At 32.7% G+C, this 21,982-nt stretch carries 24 protein-coding genes and 1 tRNA gene; 12 read left to right on the forward strand and 13 right to left on the reverse strand.

The features are described 5' to 3' along the window. Positions 1-162 precede the first annotated feature (162 nt). Positions 163-1,041: a helix-turn-helix domain-containing protein gene (locus B0A65_RS16415; RefSeq protein ID WP_074659551.1), complete on the forward strand. Its 879-nt coding sequence runs from the start codon at positions 163-165 to the stop codon at positions 1,039-1,041. A 68-nt stretch (positions 1,042-1,109) separates the two neighbouring features. On the opposite strand, the gene B0A65_RS23555 is transcribed toward B0A65_RS16415, so the two are convergent. From B0A65_RS23555 to B0A65_RS16430, 3 genes are all read right to left on the reverse strand, one after another. Beyond that, positions 1,110-1,349: an LbetaH domain-containing protein gene (locus tag B0A65_RS23555; protein WP_242670298.1), complete on the reverse strand. Its 240-nt coding sequence runs from the start codon at positions 1,347-1,349 to the stop codon at positions 1,110-1,112. 110 nt (positions 1,350-1,459) lie between these two features. Continuing rightward, the gene (locus B0A65_RS16425) at positions 1,460-1,726 is read right to left on the reverse strand and encodes a hypothetical protein (RefSeq protein WP_242670299.1); all 267 of its coding nucleotides are present in this window, start codon (positions 1,724-1,726) and stop codon (positions 1,460-1,462) included. Positions 1,727-1,811: 85 nt separating this feature from the next. After that, positions 1,812-2,204, reverse strand: a complete 393-nt coding sequence (locus tag B0A65_RS16430) for a helix-turn-helix domain-containing protein (protein WP_074659552.1) — start codon at positions 2,202-2,204, stop codon at positions 1,812-1,814. Positions 2,205-2,377: 173 nt separating this feature from the next. Between B0A65_RS16430 and B0A65_RS16435 the strand changes: the two genes are divergently transcribed. From B0A65_RS16435 to B0A65_RS16460, 6 genes are all read left to right on the forward strand, one after another. Continuing rightward, complete coding sequence (locus B0A65_RS16435) at positions 2,378-4,015, forward strand: hypothetical protein (RefSeq protein ID WP_074659553.1); 1,638 nt, start codon at positions 2,378-2,380, stop codon at positions 4,013-4,015. 11 nt (positions 4,016-4,026) lie between these two features. Continuing rightward, positions 4,027-4,863: a hypothetical protein gene (locus B0A65_RS16440; RefSeq protein WP_074659554.1), complete on the forward strand. Its 837-nt coding sequence runs from the start codon at positions 4,027-4,029 to the stop codon at positions 4,861-4,863. Continuing rightward, complete coding sequence (locus B0A65_RS16445) at positions 4,850-5,212, forward strand: hypothetical protein (protein WP_074659555.1); 363 nt, start codon at positions 4,850-4,852, stop codon at positions 5,210-5,212. The genes B0A65_RS16440 and B0A65_RS16445 overlap by 14 nt, the downstream gene beginning before the upstream one ends. A gap of 11 nt (positions 5,213-5,223) precedes the next feature. After that, on the forward strand, positions 5,224-5,787 hold the full coding sequence (locus tag B0A65_RS16450; RefSeq protein ID WP_074659556.1) for a hypothetical protein: 564 nt from the start codon (positions 5,224-5,226) through the stop codon (positions 5,785-5,787). A gap of 52 nt (positions 5,788-5,839) precedes the next feature. Next, positions 5,840-6,184 carry a hypothetical protein gene (locus B0A65_RS16455; RefSeq protein ID WP_074659557.1) on the forward strand — a complete coding sequence of 115 codons (345 nt, stop codon included), beginning with the start codon at positions 5,840-5,842 and terminating at the stop codon, positions 6,182-6,184. Between the two features lie 396 nt (positions 6,185-6,580). Next, positions 6,581-6,928 carry a hypothetical protein gene (locus tag B0A65_RS16460; protein ID WP_074659558.1) on the forward strand — a complete coding sequence of 116 codons (348 nt, stop codon included), beginning with the start codon at positions 6,581-6,583 and terminating at the stop codon, positions 6,926-6,928. A gap of 262 nt (positions 6,929-7,190) precedes the next feature. Here the strand turns inward: B0A65_RS16460 and B0A65_RS16465 are convergent, their stop codons facing one another. Together B0A65_RS16465 and B0A65_RS16470 are read right to left on the reverse strand one after the other, a co-directional pair. Further along, positions 7,191-7,502: a DUF6922 domain-containing protein gene (locus B0A65_RS16465; RefSeq protein WP_074659559.1), complete on the reverse strand. Its 312-nt coding sequence runs from the start codon at positions 7,500-7,502 to the stop codon at positions 7,191-7,193. Positions 7,503-7,550: 48 nt separating this feature from the next. After that, positions 7,551-8,240: a nucleotidyl transferase AbiEii/AbiGii toxin family protein gene (locus B0A65_RS16470; protein ID WP_074659560.1), complete on the reverse strand. Its 690-nt coding sequence runs from the start codon at positions 8,238-8,240 to the stop codon at positions 7,551-7,553. 224 nt (positions 8,241-8,464) lie between these two features. Between B0A65_RS16470 and mobA the strand changes: the two genes are divergently transcribed. From mobA to B0A65_RS16485, 3 genes are all read left to right on the forward strand, one after another. After that, complete coding sequence (gene mobA, locus B0A65_RS16475) at positions 8,465-8,899, forward strand: conjugal transfer protein MobA (RefSeq protein ID WP_074659561.1); 435 nt, start codon at positions 8,465-8,467, stop codon at positions 8,897-8,899. A 349-nt stretch (positions 8,900-9,248) separates the two neighbouring features. Then, positions 9,249-9,482, forward strand: coding sequence for a hypothetical protein (locus B0A65_RS16480; protein ID WP_074659562.1), 234 nt, complete (start codon positions 9,249-9,251; stop codon positions 9,480-9,482). Next, complete coding sequence (locus tag B0A65_RS16485) at positions 9,479-11,035, forward strand: recombinase family protein (RefSeq protein WP_074659563.1); 1,557 nt, start codon at positions 9,479-9,481, stop codon at positions 11,033-11,035. Before B0A65_RS16480 ends, B0A65_RS16485 begins: the two co-directional genes overlap by 4 nt. Positions 11,036-11,312: 277 nt before the next feature. Here the strand turns inward: B0A65_RS16485 and B0A65_RS16490 are convergent, their stop codons facing one another. The 4 genes from B0A65_RS16490 to B0A65_RS16505 all read right to left on the reverse strand — a co-directional run bounded on the left by B0A65_RS16490 (position 11,313) and on the right by B0A65_RS16505 (position 16,547). Next, positions 11,313-12,254 carry a nucleotidyl transferase AbiEii/AbiGii toxin family protein gene (locus B0A65_RS16490; protein ID WP_074659564.1) on the reverse strand — a complete coding sequence of 314 codons (942 nt, stop codon included), beginning with the start codon at positions 12,252-12,254 and terminating at the stop codon, positions 11,313-11,315. Further along, positions 12,245-13,021: a type IV toxin-antitoxin system AbiEi family antitoxin gene (locus B0A65_RS16495; protein ID WP_074659565.1), complete on the reverse strand. Its 777-nt coding sequence runs from the start codon at positions 13,019-13,021 to the stop codon at positions 12,245-12,247. The genes B0A65_RS16490 and B0A65_RS16495 overlap by 10 nt, the downstream gene beginning before the upstream one ends. Before the next feature lie 165 nt (positions 13,022-13,186). Then, positions 13,187-16,186, reverse strand: coding sequence for a DEAD/DEAH box helicase (locus B0A65_RS16500; RefSeq protein ID WP_074659566.1), 3,000 nt, complete (start codon positions 16,184-16,186; stop codon positions 13,187-13,189). Positions 16,187-16,473: 287 nt separating this feature from the next. Next, positions 16,474-16,547, reverse strand: a tRNA-Met gene (locus B0A65_RS16505). A 153-nt stretch (positions 16,548-16,700) separates the two neighbouring features. Here B0A65_RS16505 and B0A65_RS16510 point away from each other — a divergent pair. Together B0A65_RS16510 and B0A65_RS16515 are read left to right on the forward strand one after the other, a co-directional pair. Then, positions 16,701-17,093 (forward strand): START-like domain-containing protein, encoded by a 393-nt coding sequence (locus B0A65_RS16510; protein ID WP_026984135.1) that lies wholly within the window; start codon positions 16,701-16,703, stop codon positions 17,091-17,093. A gap of 55 nt (positions 17,094-17,148) precedes the next feature. Then, positions 17,149-17,988, forward strand: a complete 840-nt coding sequence (locus tag B0A65_RS16515) for an aminotransferase class IV (RefSeq protein WP_074659567.1) — start codon at positions 17,149-17,151, stop codon at positions 17,986-17,988. Here the strand turns inward: B0A65_RS16515 and B0A65_RS16520 are convergent. From B0A65_RS16520 to B0A65_RS16535, 4 genes are all read right to left on the reverse strand, one after another. Beyond that, positions 17,985-18,545 (reverse strand): YqgE/AlgH family protein, encoded by a 561-nt coding sequence (locus B0A65_RS16520; RefSeq protein ID WP_026984133.1) that lies wholly within the window; start codon positions 18,543-18,545, stop codon positions 17,985-17,987. The genes B0A65_RS16515 and B0A65_RS16520 overlap by 4 nt on opposite strands. 128 nt (positions 18,546-18,673) lie before the next feature. Continuing rightward, complete coding sequence (locus B0A65_RS16525) at positions 18,674-18,946, reverse strand: HU family DNA-binding protein (RefSeq protein WP_017498096.1); 273 nt, start codon at positions 18,944-18,946, stop codon at positions 18,674-18,676. Between the two features lie 180 nt (positions 18,947-19,126). Continuing rightward, entirely contained in the window at positions 19,127-20,074 is a 948-nt protein-coding gene (gene fmt / locus B0A65_RS16530; RefSeq protein ID WP_074659568.1) for a methionyl-tRNA formyltransferase, read from the reverse strand. After that, entirely contained in the window at positions 20,074-21,969 is a 1,896-nt protein-coding gene (locus tag B0A65_RS16535; RefSeq protein WP_074659569.1) for a RecQ family ATP-dependent DNA helicase, read from the reverse strand. The genes fmt and B0A65_RS16535 overlap by 1 nt, the downstream gene beginning before the upstream one ends. Positions 21,970-21,982: the final 13 nt, after the last annotated feature.

The following is a 21,982-nucleotide window of genomic DNA, read 5'->3' on the forward strand; positions in this document are numbered from 1 at the left end:
TTTATATTAATTTGTTTTTTTTGCATTAATTCAAAATAATTGTTCTTTTTATACTTTAAGTTTTCAAAGATAAGAGGATGAATGTTTTTGGATTAATATTAATTTATCAATTATATATCATATTATTGCAATACTAAACATTTATTAATAATATTTTTTAAAATGACAAATTCTGAAAATTTTCACCGTGAAATTGCACCACTTTCAGCTGGAGACAGTTTTTTGGTCTTTGACCGAATAAAAGATCGTTTTGATTTCCCCATTCATTATCATCCCGAATTTGAAATTAATTTTATTTTTAATGCTGCTGGGGTGAAGCGTGTGGTTGGTGATCACATAGATGAAATTGGTGAAATTGAGTTAGTTTTGATTGGACCCAATTTGTATCATGGTTGGCAACTTCACAAATGTAAAAGCGATAAAATTCATGAAATAACGATTCAGTTTCATAATGATTTATTTCCAGAGACATTATTGTCAAGACGAATTTTGGCTCCCATAAATGATATGTTTAACAGATCCATTCACGGAATTTTATTTTCCGATAAAATAGCTTATGAGTTAATGCCTCGACTTATAAATCTTTCTAAATTGGACGGTATTGATTATTTTTTAGAAATAACTTCAATATTGTATGATTTGGCGATTTCGAGAAATCAACGAATTCTTTCAAGTTACACCGTTGACTACGATAAATTTGAAGACTATGATAAAATGAAAATAATTTATGAATATGTTCAGAAAAATTTTTCAGAAAAAATCACTTTGGAAGATATTTCAACTATTGCAAATATGTCAAGTATATCGTTCAATAGGTTTATAAAAAAACGTACAGGCAAAACTTTCGTAAATTATTTAAATGACATCAGAATTGGTTATGCAGCAAGATGGTTAGTAGAAAATGATATGAGTGTTTCTGAAATTGCATACAAATCAGGCTTTAATAATATTGCTAATTTTAATCGAATATTCAAGTCAATTAAAAAATCTACACCAAGTCAGTATAAGGAAGAAGTTAATGGTATGAAACGAATATTATAACCATTTGTGTTTATTTATCATTGATATGTAAATTTATTGCATCTCTTATAATATTGATTAGGACTTTTTTATTTTGTTTGTTCTATTAGTTCAAGTTGTTTTACAATACTGCATTTTTCTAAAATTGTTCCTGGTGATAAAACTGCATTTGCTCCGATTTTAGAATTGTCTCCAACTATTGAACCAAATTTATCTGTCTTTGTCTCCACAGTATTATCCGATGTTTTGAAGTTGAATGATTCAAGTTTAAAATCGCAGTTTTGATAAAAATCATCGGTATTTGTTCTTTTAATTAAATCTTCTATCATTGAGCCTTTAGTTGTAATTATTATATCAAGTTTGTTATATGTAAATTAATTAGTAATCAGTCAAAAATAATTTCGTTTCTATCCTATCAATTCAAGTTAAAAAAAAAACACTACTTAACAGTGCTGAGTAATGTGATAATATCATTTACATTATGAGAAGAAATATAATTTAATATATAATTTTCTGCTTCTTTTTTTAGGTCTGTTGAAGTTGAAAAAGTGTTCACATAGAAATCTTCATTTTCATCTTCAATATGAATAATTTCTGTATAGCCTTTAGTAATTAATGTCCCTTTTAGTTTTAATACTTTAAGCTCACTTTCCCTGTCAATTTCTTTTTTTACTCTCAGCTTTATAGTTTTATGCATGGCATTCATTTTATATTAAAGTATGGAGATATTTGATAACAAAAAAGAGACTCGAAAGTCTCTTTTTGGAATTAATATATCTTTTATAAAAGCATCATTTTGCTTTTAATAATTTTTCCAAATATTCAACTTTATCTTTTTCGGCTTGAACTAAACGTTCGTAAAGTTCTACCACTTTATCTAGTGGGTTAAAATTACAAGTGTCTTGGCGTCCAAAATTATTATTTGCAACAGCTTCATTAAATGTATTGAAATAATTAAATACACCTTCTTCCGAGAAATTCTTTATTGCTTCAACAGTTACTCCCAAAGCCTTTGCTACTTCGATTAGTTTTTCTTCTTCAATTGTCTCGCTGTTTTCCATAATAGAAATAGCCTGCTGGTTTGTTCCCATAGCCTGGGCTAAAGCTTCCTGTTTCATGTCTTTTAGTTCACGAATACGACTGATTTTTCGTCCTATGTGATTTGGTTTTGTTACTGTACTCATAGCTCAAAGATAATAATTAAGAATAAAAAAGTAAGTCTCCTGTATGATATAGAAATAGTCTTGTACGGTACAATACAAATTGATACGGTACAGTACGACTAAACACTTACTTGCCTGTGTGTTAAACAAAAATACAATTTTTCACACAAGTATTAATTAAAAAAATTAAAATTATGAGTAGTGCAATTCAATTTCAAGATCGGAAAGAATTGGAGAATGCCGTTAGAGAGCTCCAATCATTTATGGATATTACAGCGGTCACTCTGCATGAGGCAGAGACCGCAGGTAAAAGAGGTTATATACTTACTATAATCTTAAGGGAAGATTCACAGCAGATTGCATCGGAAATGTATGACTGGGCAGATAAGATTTTAAAAAAATATCCGTCCGTTCCTTATGTAATTATAAATCTATGGGATGTACTGCATCGCTTAAAGTATGGAAGCTTGTATTATTTAAAGTGGTATTTATCAAATATAAGTCTGTTTAAAAACGAGGAGTTTGATTTTAAGATTAAAAAAGATATTCCCACTGTATCTGTTCTGCTTAAAAAAGCAGTAAAGAAAAACAGCGGGCTTTTAGCCAAAGCAGAATCATTAAGAAGAGGTTCCCAGCATTATGAAGGAACAAATAACCATCATATGGCGCTCTATACAATTCATCAGGCAGTAAACCTTCTTTTTGGTATAATCGGAGAACTGGTCATGGGAAAATCTCATTCGAATCATTATACACTAGAGCACTTAAATACGATAAAGGATTATGCACCTATTTTGAAACAGGTGTTTAATACGGATCATGATAAGGATAAAGAAATTGCTGATTTGCTTGATAGAGCAAGGATTGAATTTCCTTATGGAGGCAAAACAAAGATTAAGAAAGACAGGGTTAAAGAAGCACAAAAGAAACTTTACCGCATCTTAAAAGAAACTAAAAAGATCTTTCAAGACCAGCTTTCTTACTGCGAGGAAAAATCCGTTTTTTTTATTGAACCAAAACAGAATACAGACACTTTAAACGATGGTGTCATCGACTATGAGAAAATTGTCAATGATACCGTTACTTCTTATCTTAAGATTGAGGCAGTTTATTGTTTTGGAAAAGCGGAAAAAAGGATTAAACACTTTTATTTATTAATACTTGTCAAAGAAAGTAAAGTAAATGCAGTGCATGATCTGGCTGATATTATTAAAAGCAGAACCAAAGAGCAGTGCACCGCAACACTTTTGATTCATCATATTTCAGAGCTTAAGACTGCAACAGGCGATCAGAAATATTTCTTTTTGAATATTATAAAAAATGGAAAGGCTTTGTTTAAAAAAGAATCTGCTGTTCTGGAATTTGGAGATCTTCCAGTCCGCAGTATAGCATCTGCAAAAGAATATCTGTGCTATAGAAATATTGTGGTGAATAATATGGAAAAATGGCAGGAAGATTATGAATGGGCATGTTATGCTCCCCTTAAAGGTTTGATGCTCCATACTATGACAGAACAGATCTGTCTTGGGATGATCCGTTTGTTTATGGGGTATTCTCCGAATCATTTTTCTCTTTCTTATTTATTGGAAATCTGCGATCATTTTAACCCAGAAATAAGCAGTTACTTTCCGAGGGTTACAGAACAGGATAGAAACTTGTTTACGATATTAAGCAGATCATATGCTCAGCTAAGATACAGCGGTGCAGATACTTTTTCTGAAGTGGATATGAATCTTTTGCAGGATCGATACAATGATTTTGCTGGTTTCTGCACAGGTGTTGTACAAGATGAATTAAGACGTACTGAGAACCTGATTTCGGCTGAACCTTAAACAGACAGGTCATGAATTATAATATTTTAACACAGAAAGACCATCCTAAATATCAGGCAGTCAAGAAAACAGTGAAACTGTTAGTAGCGTTTATAGAAGCTGAGTGCATTTACTTTTCTGATTCTGCTGTAGAATCAAAAACAGGGATCCTGACGATTGTTGTGAGCAAAAAAAGCCCTCATTACTATGACGATGTTGTCTTCCATTTATGGAAAGTAGTTGAAAACTACAATAATTTTTCATTTTGTTTTTTTGACAGGGAGTGTATAAAGAGAGAAGTCGGAAAAGGAAATTTATTTTTTCTTTTCAATTGTAAAGAAACAGATCTTGTGTATAGAAATGCCGGAGAAAAACCTGTTCTGGATATAAAAAAAATAAATGTGAAACGGCTTTTGAAAAAGACTGTTACAAATTATCAAATGTGGATATCAGAGGCCAATACTATTGGCAGGGACTTAAAATACCACCGTGAAAACGAGAATCATTTAATGGCATTGTATGTTATACATGAGCAGTTTCGATATCTTTTTATTAATGCCTCATGGGTTCTAACGGGTGAATGGGTGATTGATGGAAACATTTCAGACCAGCAGGAGCGCATTGCGAAGTTTAATAGTGTCTTAGGCAACACTTTTAATTTAGATAACAAAGAAGAGAAAGAAGTTTTAAGAAAGCTTGATTTTGCCCGAAAAGCTGTTCAGTGGGGAGAGGAAATTGAACCGTTAACTGCAGAAATTGTTGAATCAGCATATGAAAAAATGCAGTGGCTGATGAATGAAGTAAAAATAATGTATCAGCAGTATGCTGAGCAAACCAAACAAATATTTAAAGAATATGGAAACCAATGAAAATAAAAAGGCGGATAATTTTATCAAAGAACTGAAAAGCAGTTTTTATTTTAGAACATTGATCCCGCAGAGAGATAAAGAAGGCACTTATTATGCCAGTATAAAATTTACAAGCTACATCAATCTGATGTTCACTATACAGGATCTTCTGAAAATAGCACTTCACACACTAGAGAATTCAGATCTTGAGAATTCCAGCCAGATCGCAGATCCTGCTTTTCATCTTACAAGTATTTTGGAAATTGCAATACAGCTACTGCCGTGCAGTGAAGCGGAAGGGCTTGATAAACTGCATAAGCTTTATTTAGAGATTAATAGCGAAAATAAAAATGAACAAATGGATAACTAATTTTTTAAATCATGAAAAAGAAGAAAAAAAACTTTGAGACCAAGTTCTGGGCTGGATTTGAGGCGGGAAATCCTTTTGAAGCATCTGATGCCCTTTTTGATTTTGCACATCTTGACTACTATAAGCGAAATTTAACGCAGGCAGTACTGTACAGCTTTAAAGAAGAAATCTGCAGTAATGATAGACCAAGCGAGATTTTTATATTCTATAAAGCGATATGGTCATTTTTGAAAACATACTACTGCCTGCATAAAAAAAGCAGTAAATGGAGAGTAAAAGAGTCAGTCCGCAACGAAAATGTATTTCATCTCACTTCACTGACAAAGCAGGAATATGACAATCCTTTCACAGTATTTCGAAAGGCATTTGCAGAGCAAAGCCTTAAGGAGTTTGAATTTTTCCTTTCTGAAATAGTGAGTCTTTCATTGTCTCCATACAAAGAAGAGGGGGATATTGACCTTACAACTCCGTATATCCATTTAATAAAAATGCTTGATGCGGGAGAGCTTATGCGTGAAAGAGGCCTTGAAAGGATAAAAAAAGTTAATGAATCTAAAGAGAATGCCGAATGCTGAAATTACTGCATCATTTCAGAGATGCTCGATTTAACTAATAAAATATATTGTTATGAAAAAAAATAAAATCAAATTAAATGATCTGGTTGAAAATCCGGAGTATTACTTTACAATGCTCAAACCTGCATCAAAAATACGGAACGATATACACAATCTCGAAATAAATGTTCAGGGATATTCCGATCTGTTTTGTATGATTATGGATTTACTCAAAGCAGGAATGCTGGCATTAGACGGAATGGAAGTCAGTACCAATAATAGTCCGAGGCATGTTGAAAGATACGTTTACAGCCTGTTGAGAATAATAGAAATGCTGATTCCATTGGAAGAAGGTGACTTACTGGATATGCTCCACAAGAAATATTTAAAAGAAAATAAAAAGAGCACTACAAACTAAGCTATGTCCATTCATAATTCTAATAAAACGCCGACTTTGGAGGCGTTTTCCAGCCCCGCAGGGCAAGTTGTTTTGAGATGCTGAATTCATTTCAAGCATCTCAAAACACAACTTGCCATGTTCTGGTGAACATATTATTAGAATATATTTTAATTGAAAGGGCTTGATGCCCTTTTTTTATGCTACTGGCAATAAAGTGCTTACTTAAGGATGCAGTGAATACTGACTATACAGTACAGCCCGAACGCAACGAAGGTTTTAAAATAATGCTGAATATATGGCGATAATGAACTTATGTATTATTATTTATGTATGCAGCCAGACATGTCTTCAAGCATTCAGGCATTCCGGCATTCAAGTAGGCATGTTTTCATATAACCATGTAGGCAGGTGTGTATGTATGCAGACTGGCATTCTTGCCTGCAAGCCGGCAGGCAGTCATCCACTCAAGCATGCAAGTGTACAGACAGGTCAGAAGGTGTGCCAGCAGTCCAACATTACCAAGAAGAAACAAAAATATTTTTCCAAAAGAAAACAGAAAAAGGAAAAAAAGAAAAAGAAAGCAATCTAAAAGGACGGGATGCAGTCAGGCAAAAAGGAATCGGAATAAGTCCCGAAGGGTGTCTTGTGAGGAACGAGCAAGGCATTATGCCGAAGTCTTTTTGCCTGACTGCGAAAGCCCGTCATACCTTCGGTTTCTTTTTAATTATTTCTTTTGATAAAAATATAAATAACAATCGGTAGATATATGATCGTTTATAAGGGTAGATGACTTTTCGGAAATTTTGCAATTACAATCTTAGTAGATATTCGGATATTGCATACAGCTTACTAAAACAAATGTTTTAAGCTTGTACTATATTATTTAGATAATCGTTTAAAAGCAAACGCCATAGTGCGGATAGTAAACATAAAATTGGAAGATTATGTTTATGGACATGCCCTCCACACTGTAATGAAGTGATTAGCATTATGTGTCGGAGGGCTTAATTTATTAAATGCAGGATTAAATCCAGTGATAGGGTTTATCCTTGCGGTTGAGGTAACAGTGCATCTCTTCCTTTTTGAGTTCGGGAAAGAATTTAAGGGCATCTTCAATGGCATAGTTGGGAAGAAAGGAAATCTCTTCACGGACTGCCTTAATTACTTTTTCACGACCATAAAAACGCACGATTTCGTCAATTTGATCCTGACCTCCACGTTCAACAATACGGGCAATAACCATTTTATATCCTCCATCCCAGTCAATGCTGTCGAATCTAAAATCCCAGAAGAATTTAGGGTGAAGATTGGGTATTTTTCTAGTTAATTTCTCCATTGTTTTTTGAATAATGGTTAGTATCAAATATAAGCAATTTCTGCTGAATTACCTGCGAAAACCTCTCTTTTTATTGGGGTTAATTGGTAAATTCTGGCTTTCAGATTTAAATTTATATAAAGGATTTTTTACTGCCAGTTCCAGACGTTTTTGGATGTTTTTCCAGTTCTGCTCTTTTTCTTTTAGTATATCTACACCGTCAAATGTGGTAATCTTGTCATAAGTATTCAAGCCTCTGCAAGCCCAGTATGGATCTTTGTCATATTTTCTCTGATAGGCTTGCAGATAAAACTTTAGAGGTTCTTGCTCAAGCATAAAGTACATGTCGACAAAATCCTTGTATCTGGTACCGCTCTGATGGATTGCATGGAGTTTCATTGCCCCAATATCTTCATTGGAAATCATGCGGACTCCTTCTGTTGTTTCCACAGAATTCAGAATAGGGTAATTGTGTGTAACAATATCGACTTTTACATTATCGATGTAGGTAAGAACTGTGTTATTGTACAGCCTGCTTTCTTTTTCATTTACACCATAAGTGTCATGTAAATATTTGAGCATCGTCTGCGGATCAAAATCTTTTGTTGTAAAAAGATCTATGTCTACCGATAAGCGGTGTCCTAGTCTTAAGGCCAGCGCCGTACCGCCTACCAATATGTGGTCTTTCAAATTTTCATCTTTCATAAGCCTTTGGAGAAGTTCCCACATCTCCGAAGTAACAGTTTCTTTGCAGAGCATAATTTTATATTTTCAGAAAAATTAATTCTGAAAAAGCCCTGCTTTTTTGAAGTGTCTTCTGATGGCTGTATTTGACAGCGAATGTCAAATTCTAAAGGTTTAAGACTAGGATTAGGAACAAATAAGACAAATGCTTCCAAGTACTTCCAAACACTTCCAAATTGGACTGTAACTGCTTAGTATAAATTATATTGGTTTTTTAAGTAATGCTATTAATTGAAATTATGATAAATGACGAAAAAAAGAACCCGCATAAAGGAGGCAGACCTTCCAAAATAGATCCCGCCGTCCATCGCTATTCCATCAGCTTTAATGCAGAAGAAAATGCACGTTTCCTGACTCTTTTCGAAACATCAGGAATGCATGTAATGGCACACTTTATTACAGCGTGTGTTTTTCAAAAAGGAATAAAAACAGTTAAAATCGATAAAGCGACATTGGATTATTATATGCGACTGACCTCCTTTTACAGCCAGTTTCGGGCTGTTGGGGTAAATTACAATCAGGTTGTCAAGATTTTATATCAAAAATTTTCCGAAAAGAAAGCTTCGGCATATCTGTACAAACTCGAAAAGCAGACAATAGAGTTAGCTGTTTTATCCAAAAAGATAATACAGCTCACAGAGGAATTTGAAGAAAAGCACATTAAAAAAACTTGACATAACAGCGAAATTTCAAGAACTGTAAGTCTACAGACTTGTTTAATTCGCGTCCAATGTATGAAACATGATTTTTGAGTGTACCATATATAAAGAATTGATAGGAAACATTATTGTATTTTTTTTAATTGCTCTTATTTTAAAAAAAATCCGCAGTTATGTTTCAGCATTTATATCCTTAGTTCTCCGCCTATGGTTTTTCGGAATTATGAAAACTTTCTATTATTCATTAGCATAACTTTTGAACATTATGACATCAAAAGACAAAGATTACCTTCAATGGCGAGAATATACTGATCTCAAAAACGCATTTTTATATTTGTTACTATCCATATAAGATAGGAAATAAATGAATGTGAAATTCAAAGACCGTCCTGGCGAGTCTTTGGCTACTAACAGCGAAAGTCAAATGAGAAGCGATGAGGAGGATAATGGAAAAAACAAGCTGAGTGCTGAGCAAGTATTGCAAATGCTGAGAGAAGAAGGGATGAATATTACCCTTGAACAATCAAGACTGATTTTGGAGTTTTTGCGAAAACTCGCCAATATTACAGTTTCTAATTATTTAAAAACAAAACAATGAAAAAATTAGCAGATTTGTATGTGCGTGTGAGCACTGACGAGCAGGCAGACAGAGGATATTCTCAAAGAAATCAAGAAGAGGTTTTGAGAAAATATTGTCAGATCAATGATATTGCTATAAGAGATGTTATCTATGAGGATCATTCTGCTAAAACATTTATCAGACCTCAATGGAATAAACTTTTAGAGAAGTTGAGAAAAAATAAAAATAAAACAGATCTGGTTTTGTTCACAAAGTGGGATCGTTTTAGCAGAAATGCGGGTGATGCTTATCAAATGATAAATATACTCAGAAAACTAGGGGTAGAGCCACAGGGAATAGAACAACCTTTAGATTTATCAATTCCTGAAAATAAAATGATGCTGGCTTTTTATTTAGCGGCTCCCGAAGTGGAAAATGACAGAAGAGCCTTAAATACTTTTCATGGAATGAGAAGAGCGAGAAAGGAAGGTCGTTATATGGGTTTAGCTCCGGCAGGGTATATTAACAGAATTCGTGAGGATGGCGCAAAATATATTGCCTTTGATGAGCCGGAAGCATCCATTATTAAATGGGCGTTTGTAGAGCTTGCAAAAGGCGTATTTAATACAGAACAGATATTTTTTAAAGCAAAGAAAAAAGGATTGAAATGTTCAAGAAATAATTTCTGGAGATTAATTAGAAATCCAGTTTACTGTGGAAAAATTGCAGTGCCGAAGTATAAGGATGAAGAAGCAAAATATGTCACAGGTCAGCATAAAGCTTTGATTACTGAAGCCCTTTTTAATGAAGTTCAAGAGGTTCTTGACGGCAGAGGAAGAAACTTCCGCCCAAAAATTGTCACGAAAGAACCTTTTCCTTTGAGAGGATTTTTTGTTTGTCCTGATTGCAATAAAACACTAACAGGAAGTATTTCAAAGGGACGAAATAATTATTATGCCTACTATCATTGTTCAGCAGGATGCAAATTTAGAATTAATGCAGATAGTGCAAATACTGTTTTTATGGATAATCTTAAAATGTATATTCCTATAGCAGAAATTGGTAATGTGTATACTAAATTAATTATTGAGGCATATAAAGAGAGCGATAAAATGAATTTTGATTATAAAATAAAGTTAGTTGAACAAATAAATGACTATAAAAAGAGGATTGCCTATATCAGAGATTTATTGTCAAAACAACAAATTGATGTGTCGGATTACAGCGAAATGAATTCGAATTATAAAAATGAAACCATCAAACTTGAGCAAAAGTTATCAAATTTAAATGAGACTGGTCAAGATGTAAAGGATTTACTTAGTCGAGGTGTTCTGAGGCTTCTTGAATTGAATCAATACTTTAAAGACGGGGGTTGGGTAGGATGCAGAGAGTTAATTGGTTCGATATTTCCGGAAAATTTCACTATCGTAAAAAACACCTTTCGAACCGCCCGAGTTAATGAGGTTTTGGAGCTAATATATATGATTAACAGGGCTTTGTTTGAAAATAAAAACGGGATAAAGGAAGATTTATCTTCTTTATCCCGTCAAGTAGCGAGGACGGGAGTTGAACCCGTGACCTCAGGGTTATGAATCGTGAAAATCATACATTTGTACTTGGTAATTACTTGATTTGTAATAATTTATAATTTATGTAAAAATAGGTTTTACACTTTTTTTTGGGTTTTCCTCACTCGAGTTCCTCACTTGAGTATTTAAGCAATTTCGATTATTTTTTTACTCTTGTGATAAATGGTTTTATTAGCATGACATTTATAACGTGTTAACTTTTTGGCTTTTTCTAACATGAGAATTTAACGTGTTAATTTTTTTAAATAACATTAACATGAGCTAAAAATTAAAAATCATTTTAACTTATTCTATTAAGGGTATATAATACCTTTTTTAATTTATCATAAGCTTCTTTATGCTTTTGTTCTGGCATCCTATTTAAATTTATCATTTTCCAAAGTACAGAAGGAAGATTTGCAATTATCTCAATATTCTCCATTTCTAGTAAACTCCAATCTGGAGTTTTATTTTTAAATGATAAAAGAAATTGCTTTTCATTCTCTGTCATTTGAGAATTGATTTGATGAATTAGATTTTCTCTAGCTTCCTCTAATTGCTCCAACGGAACATCTACTTCTGCCATTTGTCTAAATTCTGTTTCATAAATGTCAGTGATATCTTTACGATGGGGATCTAATAATTCAGACATCGGTCTTTGGTGACTTATTAGAAATATTAAAAATGTTTTTCTCAAATCATCTGTTAATCCTTCATTTTCCAAAAGAAATTTCACATCAAATAAATCTCTAGGATGTTGTCTATCTAAAGCTGCACATAATTTCCCAGCATATAAATCAGCATGTGACGCCAATTGCATTTCTACATATCCAAATTCTGCTTCTACTTCTTCAACTACTTCCATTCTCACTTCCGGAAAAACAGTTCCTCTTATTACAGGAGACAATTCTACTTTAATACGTATTTCGCCTTGGCTTACAATTAGTCTTAGAGCATCACTTTGGTCATGTGCATCTTGTACTCTGGTTCCAGGTATTCTTTCGTGTATAAGTTTGCTTATTCTAGATAAAGCTGCTCTAATATTGATTAATGCTTTATCGCGATCATCCATCGGGATGTATAATAAATCGATATCAACTGAAAGGCGAGGAAGTGCTCTATAAAATAGATTGATTGCAGTTCCTCCTTTTAAGGCGAAGCATTTTTCGGTGTCCACTAGTGGTAAAACACGAACTAAAAGTTGTACTTGTTTACGATAAATCTCTTTTGCATCTAAAGCCATTCTGGAACTGTTATTTTATATTTAGTATTTAATTTTCCACCCTTTATTATCATACGATTACCGGTTCCTAATGTTATTGTTTCTCTATTTAATTTGTCCAACCAAACATAATTTTGACGTTCTGCAAACCAAAAGAAAAGTCGCTTTACTTTTATGTTTTTGCAAGATTCTAATACCTTTTGAAGATTTCGAGGAGATAACGTTGTTAATCCCTGCATTAATTGATCAGCGTGTTCAAAAGTTGTTTTTTGTGGGACTTCTAATAATACTTCAAGATAAGCTCTTTCTGGTGAAGATATTATTAGTTTTCTATTGTCACTATCCCAATCTCGTTTTAATGTAAATTGATACATTTCTTGATCTTGCTTTGCAAACAAATTATTACTTGTGTGTCTCACAAATTTCACGTTCATATCTAAATTTTTAATCCACTCAGGAATTAGATCGTTACCAAATAAATAAACTATTTTATTTTCTGAAAGTGAGAGGTAATGTGATAATCCTTGAATTTCAAGTGCAGTTAAACCGCCAACTACCAAATCTGTTTTTAATATTGATTGTAACGAAAACACTATCGACTGCCAAGATATTTTGGAAACATTTCTAACGTAAACACCTTTGCTTATGGATTCCAACTGTTTGCTTTTTACCAAATTGTCTATTGCATGGCGGGTGAAATTATTTTCCACAAGCCACTTATGAGTTGTTATCAATCCCTCCGGCATTATTTCGTATAATTCTTTTCGTCTTAGTAAATTTGTTGCCATAATTTAAAAATTATATTTATTACGGCGTTAATCGCCGTTAAGTAAAGATAGTGTAAATTTATTTATTTACAAAATATTACGATAACGGCAATAATCGCCGTTATGAGTATTTTTTTTAAATATTTCTACTGAATGGCTATAATATTTATTAAATAAAAAAAATTATCAAGTCAGTCTTTCCTCAAGCAAACCTTTCCATGTAATAAAACCCTGTTTATCATCTGAATAGTCGTGAAGTATTCTACTAAAGTTTTCAGAGGGATTTTCCATAAAAGCCTGTCGTCCCTTATTTCTAATGATATTTAGATAACTATCGACTTTCTTTAAATTATCAGGAAGAGATTTTTTATTATTATCAAAATGCCAAATATAAGTCGCCTCTTCTGTATTTAATGTCTCTAAAACAATGTGAAAACCTGATTTTCCTGCTAGAAGAAATACAAATGAAAAAGGAGTTAATACGAATCTAATTTTTAGAATAGTCCGTTGGTGATTATTCGCTAAATATTGTAAATTTTTCTGATGTTTGTATTTTTGATTTTGTAAAAAATCATCTAATAACTCTTCTCCAGAATCGTAGAGGTTTATATTGCTTTTGTTTTGTAATTGGTTTATATCCAATAAAGATTCTTCTTCGGTAGAATGTGACTTACTCAGGAAAGTTTGTGAAATAAATTTGAATTTTACACTTTCAATCAAATCTTTGTTTATCTTTTTTAAATCGTTGGAAAATGCTAACTGTGAAATTAGTTTTCCGTTTTCGAATTCCGCTTTAATTGTAATCGTTATGTTTTTAATTTTAAGTGCTTTCGAAAAGTAAGATTTCAAAACTTCAAATTCTGGTCTCATTTCTAGATTTTCGATATCAAATTCAAGCTCGGTTTTCATCTCTGAAACATTATATTTTAAAACGATGCTTCCATATCGGAATTCAAGATTTTCAAACCCAACTTTTATTTTTCTACCAATATTAAAATTATCTTTTGAAAGATTTTCCTCTTCTTCGGTTTCATCAAATAAGGTTGCTTGCTTATCAATTTTCCTATAATAAGTATTTCTTTTTAAAAACATTTTATTTAAATAATCAATCTTGATGTCTCGATAATCATAAATAGTTGGTGTAATTTCAGAACGTTGTACTCTGCCAATATATTGAATCAGCTTTCCTTCGAAAGAAAATGGATAAACTAAAAAGAGACAATTGGCATTTTGTAAATCAGTGCCTTCTCCAAAGAATTGTCCGGTAGTAATTAAAACTTGATAATTTTTTTCTTTTAGTAGTTTCCATTTTGAATTTCTATTGCTTTCAGAATCTTCTCCACTTAATGTGATTACTTCATAAGATTGTTTTAAATATTGGTAAAGAGAGTCAATATGCTCTTTGCGTTCTGTAATAATAACAATTTTCTTGTCTGATTTTAGTTCATTAGTAATATCATCGAAAATGGCTTTGTTTCGAGCAGAATCATGAATTAAAATTTTTGATAATGTTTCAAATTTGTCTGTTTTTGAATTAAAAGAAACTTCAAGTTCTGTATTTCTAATAATAATTTTTGGCTTTTTTGCAATACTTATTTCATTGTGTTTTATCTCGGCAATTATTTCGCCCAAATAAATAGAAATCAATTTGCTATCATTATATTTTCTAAAAGGAGTTGCTGTTAATCCATAAAGATAAAATGTATGAAATTTTGAAACGGTATTTTTAAAAGTTTCTGCAGGAATGTGATGACACTCATCTATTAGAATAGTTCCAAAAGAATGTAAAAGTTTTTCGCTCTCAGGTTTTTCTAATTCTTTTGATAAACTTTGAATCATGGCAACTGTTATCTGTTTTCCAATTTTGGTTTTGCCTTGTCCAATTTTTCCAATTTCATTTTTTGAAATTCCTAAAAAAGTTTGGATTCTTTCTATCCATTGATCAGCAATTTGTTTGCGATGTGTAATGATTAAAGTGGATTGTTTTCTGTCTGTAATAATTTTTAGTCCCAGAATTGTCTTTCCCGAACCTGGGGGAGCCACAATAATCCCAAGATCTTTCTTGGAGATAGTATCAATTATTATTTGTTGATGTTCTAGGAGTTGTGCATTAAATAAAAAAGAAATCTCATTAAGCTTTTTTCTTTCATCTTTAAAATCGAATTCGATTTTATTATTCCTGCAAAATCGAATTATTTTCCCAATAAAACCTCTCGGAATTATTACTTCGTTTTCAGTTTCTTCAATCAGGTTGAAATATCGCTCTTTTCCGAAAGTATTTTTACCCATCTTCTTTTTTATCAAGAATTCGGAATTCAAAAAGTTCAATTCTTCTTTAAGAAAATTAATAAGTAAAAGTGGAATAGCGTTACGATTAATTCTGACAACGTTGTCCCATCTTATTGTTAACCCTTTCTCATATAGTATTTTTACAGTTGAATCTGGAATATTTTCAGAAATGTTTTGACTTTGGTATAATTCATTAAGTTGTACTGTTGAAATCTTTCGAATGTTCCTTAAAAAATCCCACTGATCCAGAATTGGCTCTAAATTTTCAATATCTAAAAAACAACTATTTCCTTGCTCAAATGTTTTCTTATAAAGGGGAAGTGCTATCAAATTTCCGAAACCTTTACCAGACAAGAAATCTTGATTCGGAAACATTCTGTCAAAGCTGGAGCTTTTATCAAATAAAGAAAAAACACCGGTTTGTAATAAAATAGAAATAAATATTTGCCTGCTTTTTATGGCAGGATAAGGTTCTTCAAAAAATATCCAAACATGTCCACCTTTTCCTGATCGAGAACGTTCTAAATAGGCAGGAATCCCTTTTTCATTACAGCCATTTATAAATTTTTCACAATCATTGATCCAGTCGACTTTATCAAAATCAGCAACAATAAACCAGGATGTATTGTTTTTAAGCAAAGGATAAACTCCAATATGTTGTTCCCCGTTTAAATGTTTTTCAATTTCTTTTTCCGTCAGAGGTAAATATTCTTTATCTGTGTAGGTTTGGAAAGTGCCGCCTTTCATTTTATGATTTCTGTACTGATATGGATCATAAAAATATGCGGGCATGTACCCACTTTTATTACCTTTTTCCCATCGAATAGCAAATATATCTTCTCTTCCCGTAAAAAGAGATTTGAAAAGTTGAATATTATGTACTGAAACTGAAGACATAATTTTATTACTCAGTTAAACTATTTAAGTCAATTACAAATATATTAAAGGAGAAGTAGATTTTTAATTTCTTAATTTAAAATTATCTTGTAGTTTAATTTAGTATATAAAGATTTCTAAAAAGTGTGATGCCTTTTGAAAACAAGATAGGATTATTGTGCTGAAGTATTTTTTCGCTTTGAAAAGTAATGATATTTAACCTGAGGTCTGGTTTTTTCCTCACTCAGTGAGGTTTTTTTTAAATAAAAAACCCTTAAACATTTGATGTTTAAGGGTTTTGTTTTTTGTAGCGAGGACGGGAGTTGAACCCGTGACCTCAGGGTTATGAATCCTGCGCTCTAACCAACTGAGCTACCTCGCCAAGATTGCAAGTGAACCGTGTTCCTCATTGCGGGTGCAAATATAAAAATAATATTAGAGCTTACAAGCATAAAATGAAGAAAAAAAAATATTTTTAAAAATGCATTGTTTTTGGACATATATTCTTATATTTCGAAAAAATTAAAAGTAGCACATGGATCCAAAAATACGTTACGAAATCGAGTTTCCTATAAATTCTTCGCCGCAATTATTATATCAATACATATCAACGCCTTCAGGTTTGTCAGAATGGTTTGCTGACAACGTAAATTCAAGAGGTGAGTTTTTTACTTTTATCTGGAACGACTCGCAGGAAAAAGCGCGTTTGGCGTCTAAAAAGACTGGTGAGAAAGTAAAGTTTAAATGGGTCGATGAAAGCAGTAAGGATACAGAATACTTTTTTGAATTGCATATTTTAGTTGATGAATTAACTAAGGATGTATCATTAATGGTGGTTGATTTTGCCGAAAAAGAAGAAGTAGGAGAAGCTAAACAATTGTGGGAGAATCAGATCTCAGACCTGAAACATCTTATAGGATCTGTTTAGTAAAATTCTATTTTATACCTTATATTTGCCCTGAACAAAATTCAGGGCTTTTTTTATGATCAATTTTAACGGAAACATAGTAGCGCAAGACGAGAATATATTAACTCAAAATCGCGCTTTTTTGTATGGTGATGGTGTTTTTGAAACACTAAAAATAGTAAATAACAGAATTTTGTTTCTTGAAGATCATTACTTTAGATTAATGGCTTCCATGCGTGTGGTTAGAATGGAAATTCCGATGAACTTTACAATGGAATTTTTTGAAGAACAAGTTTTAAAACTGGTTAAGGAAAATGAAATTTCTGCTTCAGCCAGAGCGCGAATAACTGTTTTTAGAAATGATGGTGGATTATATTTGCCAAAAACGAATGAGGTTTCCTATTTAATTCATGCAACTGCTCTTGAAAATACTTCGTATGCTTTAAATACTGCTCAATACGAAGTTGATTTGTATAAAGATTTCTATGTAACCAAGCAATTATTATCGTCGATTAAAACGACGAATAAAATGATAAACGTGACCGGAAGTATTTTTGCACACGAAAATGGTCTGGCAAATTGCCTTTTAGTAAACGATACAAAAAACGTGATCGAAGGCTTACAGGGTAATTTGTTTATGGTGACAGGTAAAAAACTAATTACACCTCCAATTTCTGAAGGATGTTTAAACGGAATAATGCGTAAACAAATTTTAGCTTTAGCTAAGAAAATAGAAGGCATAGAAGTGCTGGAAGAAATAATTTCGCCATTTGATCTTCAAAAAGCTGACGAATTATTTCTGACCAATGTAATCACGGGAATACAGCCGATAACCAAATATCGAAAAAAGGAGTTTACAGGTGATCTGGCGCATTTATTAGTACAAAAGCTCAATGAATCCATTGCTGAAAATTAATTCAGATACGGATTCTCTGGTGCATTAGACCAAATAAGATAATCGCCGCCAAGCTCAATAATTTGCTCTTTCCAGAAATGTGTGGTAGACTTGCCGATAATTTTGTTTTTATAACTATTATCAGTAATGATCCAGGAATTTCCCTGCATTTCACTCTCGAGCTGATTTTCATCCCAACCAGTATATCCTAAGAAAAAACGAATATTATTTTTACTAATAGATCCGTCGTTTATTAAGTCTTTGGTCGATTCGAAATCACCTCCCCAATAAATTCCATTCGAAATCTCAACACTATTTGGGATTAATTCAGGAATATTGTGAATGAAATAAAGGTTGTCTTGTTCTACAGGACCTCCGTTATATATCTTGAAAGTGGCGTCAATTTCAGGTATCAGATCATTAATAGTGTATTTTAATGGTTTATTAATGATAAAACCTATTGATCCTTCTTTGTTATGGTCTGCTAATAAAATTACCGATCTATTAAATGATAAATCTCCAATTATAGAAGGTTCGGCAATAAGCAGGTGTCCTTTTTTTAATTTTTCTGAAATCATACGGCTACAATTTTTATTAAATTTAATCATAAAATTTTTAAAAACCCAAATAAAATCGTTAAACCGCACAAAAAAACCCTCCATGAGGAGGGTTTTGATTATATTATAAGTTTAGAGAACTTTCTTACTTAGTTCACTGCACCTTCTAATTCAGCTCCAGCTTTGAATTTTACAACATTCTTAGCAGCGATTTGAATAGTTTTTCCTGTTTGTGGGTTTCTACCATCTCTAGCAGCTCTAGCAGATACCGACCAAGATCCAAAACCTACTAATGAAACTCTACCACCTTTTTTCAAAGTAGCTCCTACGTTTCCTAAAAATGATTCTAAAGCCAATTTTGCCGCAGCTTTTGTAATTCCTGCATCAGCAGCGATAGCATCGATTAATTCTGATTTGTTCATAATAATTAGTTATTAATTGTTGGTTAAAAAAAATTGTTAATACACAAATTTAGTAGGAAATCCGTTCCTTGCAAGTGTTTTCTTTAAATTTAGCAAAAATTGTTAATAACTTAGTTTTTTTGTTCATAAAGCCAGCTGTTCATCGACCAAAAACAGGTAGAAACCCCTGTTTTACTGACGTTAATACAGCTTTGCACTATTAGAAAAAGTTATTCCATTTAGTAATTCCGCCACTTGCATTCTCTTTTTTCCGGGTAATTGCAAACTAAATAGCTGTAAAAAGCCATTTTGAACCGCAACTTTGATTTCTTTTTTGCTACAAATCAAACTTCCGGCTTCGTAGGAATGTGCTTCTAAAACCAATTTTGCTTCGTATATTTTAATAGCTTGCTCTTCCTCTTTATCTTTCAAAAAACACCAGGCAGCAGGATAAGGACTTAGACCGCGAATCAGATTATTGATTTCATCTCCCGATTTTGTCCAGTCTATTTTGCAATTCTCCTTATTTAATTTATAAGCCGTTTTAATTTCTTCATTGTCTTCCTGAATTGTAGTGGTTACATTTCCATTTTCAATCACTTTCAAAGTTTCAATTACGGTCTCACTTCCTAAATGCATCAATCGGTCGTGTAATTGTCCGGCACTTTCTTCTGGCGCGATTGCGATTTCTGAATTCAGAATCATTGCTCCTGTATCTATTTTATCATCGATAAAGAAAGTAGTAACTCCAGTTTTGGTTTCTCCATTTATAATAGCCCAGTTAATGGGTGCCGCACCGCGGTAATTTGGTAATAACGAAGCATGAAGGTTAAAGGTTCCTAAACTTGGCATTTCCCAAACTACTTTTGGTAACATTCTAAAAGCAACTACAATTTGCAAATTGGCATTCAAGGCTTTTAGTTCCGCTAAAAAAGTCTCATCTTTCAAATTCGTTGGCTGCAATAAAGTAAGGTTGTTCGCCAATGCATATTCTTTCACTGCCGAATATTTTAATTTTTGTCCACGTCCAGCTGGTTTGTCTGCGGCTGTGATCACGCCCACAACATCGTAATTATTTTTAATAATGGTGTCCAAAATGCCTACAGCAAATTCGGGAGTTCCCATGAATATAATTCTCAATTTTTCCATTATGATTTTAAAGTGTATTTATTATTCGCTAATATGGTAATGTGATTGTTTTCTAATAATTCCTGAAGCACCAAAACAATATCTTTCGCATCTAATTTTATTTGGGTTTGAATTTCTCTGGAAGTCATCGAAGCTGATTTTAATAAATGTAGAATCTTATCGGCAATTGAATCGGCTTCAGTAATTTTTCCTTTTTGAGTAATACAATAGGAGCAAATACCGCAATTTTCGGTTGTTTCTTCTCCAAAATAATCTAAAACTAATCGGTTTTTACAAGTTTTGCTTTCTTTTATATAATATAGTACAGACATAAGTTGTTCTTCTTTTAACTTATTCTGTCTCTCTAAGTATTTCGAAACGCGATTTATAGTAAGATCATCTTCACGTACTTCATTAAATAATATAGTCGCGTCATTATTTTTGGATTTGTATTCGATGATTTCCTTTTCTTTCAGTTTTTCTAAAACAGCCGACACTTGTTCTTCTGTATGATGTGATTTTTTAGCAATCAAAGAAAGATTAAAAGGCGTCTTCATTTCGTATACTCCAGGATAAGTTCTTAAAATTGCCAGAATTATTTCTTCGTCATTTGGGTTTAAACTCATATACCGAATTACTTCTTTGGATTCAATCAGAAATTGCATCGTAATCTTTTCCGAGAATTCCTGAGACATTGTGATAATTCCCTGTTGATTCAGAAATTGTAGAGCATTATATGTTTTTAGAGTAGGGAAATCGTACTTATGACAAAAATGATTCAGTTTAAAAGAAAAAGAATCGTCTAAGCCTTCACCATATGCGATTTGAAAATAATTGCAAAGCTTTACATACATGGTTTTTAAAAACTTTTTATCGGGCAAAACGCTTAAGAATTGCTGTTCTGTCTGCTTGGCATCTGAATTATTAAATAGCAAAACCGAAAAAGCTTTTTCGCCATTTCGTCCCGCTCTTCCGGATTCCTGATAATAATTTTCCAGATTTTCAGGTAATTGCGTATGAATAACCGTTTTTACGTTGTCTTTGTCGATTCCCATTCCAAACGCATTGGTGGCTACAATAACCTGCGCTTGTTCCGACATCCACAATTGCATGTTTTTGTCTTTTTCTTTAGACGAAAGGCCGCCGTGATAATAGGTTGCTTTAAATCCTAAAGATTGTAATTGCGTAGACATATTCAAACACGATTTTCTATTTCGTACATATATAATAGAAGGTTGTGGATTCTTCTTTAAAATTTGTTCCGTGCGATACAATTTGTCTTCAATTTCGAAAACCATGTACGCAATATTTTTTCTTTCGAATGATTGCTGAAAAAGTACTGGTTCTTTCAAACCTAATTCGGTTTTGATATCTTCAATAACTCTTGGAGTAGCTGTCGCAGTCAAAGCCAAAAACGGAATCTTCGGAAAGTATTTTTTAAGTTCTGAAATCTTCAAATAGGCGGGACGAAAATCATGTCCCCATTGTGAAACACAATGCGCTTCGTCAATAGCAATCAAATTGATAGGAAGATTTTTAATTCGTTCCAGGATCCAGTCAGATTGTAAACGTTCTGGAGAAAGGTATAGAAATTTAAAATTTCCGTATTGGCAATTATCAAGAAGATCAATAATTTCTTCGGTGTGAATGCCGCCGGTAAGTGCAATTGCTTTAATATCTCGTTTTTGTAAATTCGCCACCTGATCTTTCATTAAGGCAATCAAAGGCGAAACAACCAAACAAATTCCTTCCTGCATCATTGCAGGAACCTGAAAACAAATCGATTTTCCTCCTCCCGTAGGTAAAAGGGCGAAAGTGTCCTGACCGTCCAAAACCGAGTCAATAATCTCCTTTTGTAACGGTCTAAAACTGTCGTGTTTCCAGTATTTTAAAAGAATTTCTTGCGCTTCTGGCATTGGTCTTGTTTTA

The sequence above is a fragment of the Flavobacterium frigidimaris genome (genome assembly GCF_002217275.1).
Lineage (GTDB): Bacteria > Bacteroidota > Bacteroidia > Flavobacteriales > Flavobacteriaceae > Flavobacterium > Flavobacterium aquidurense.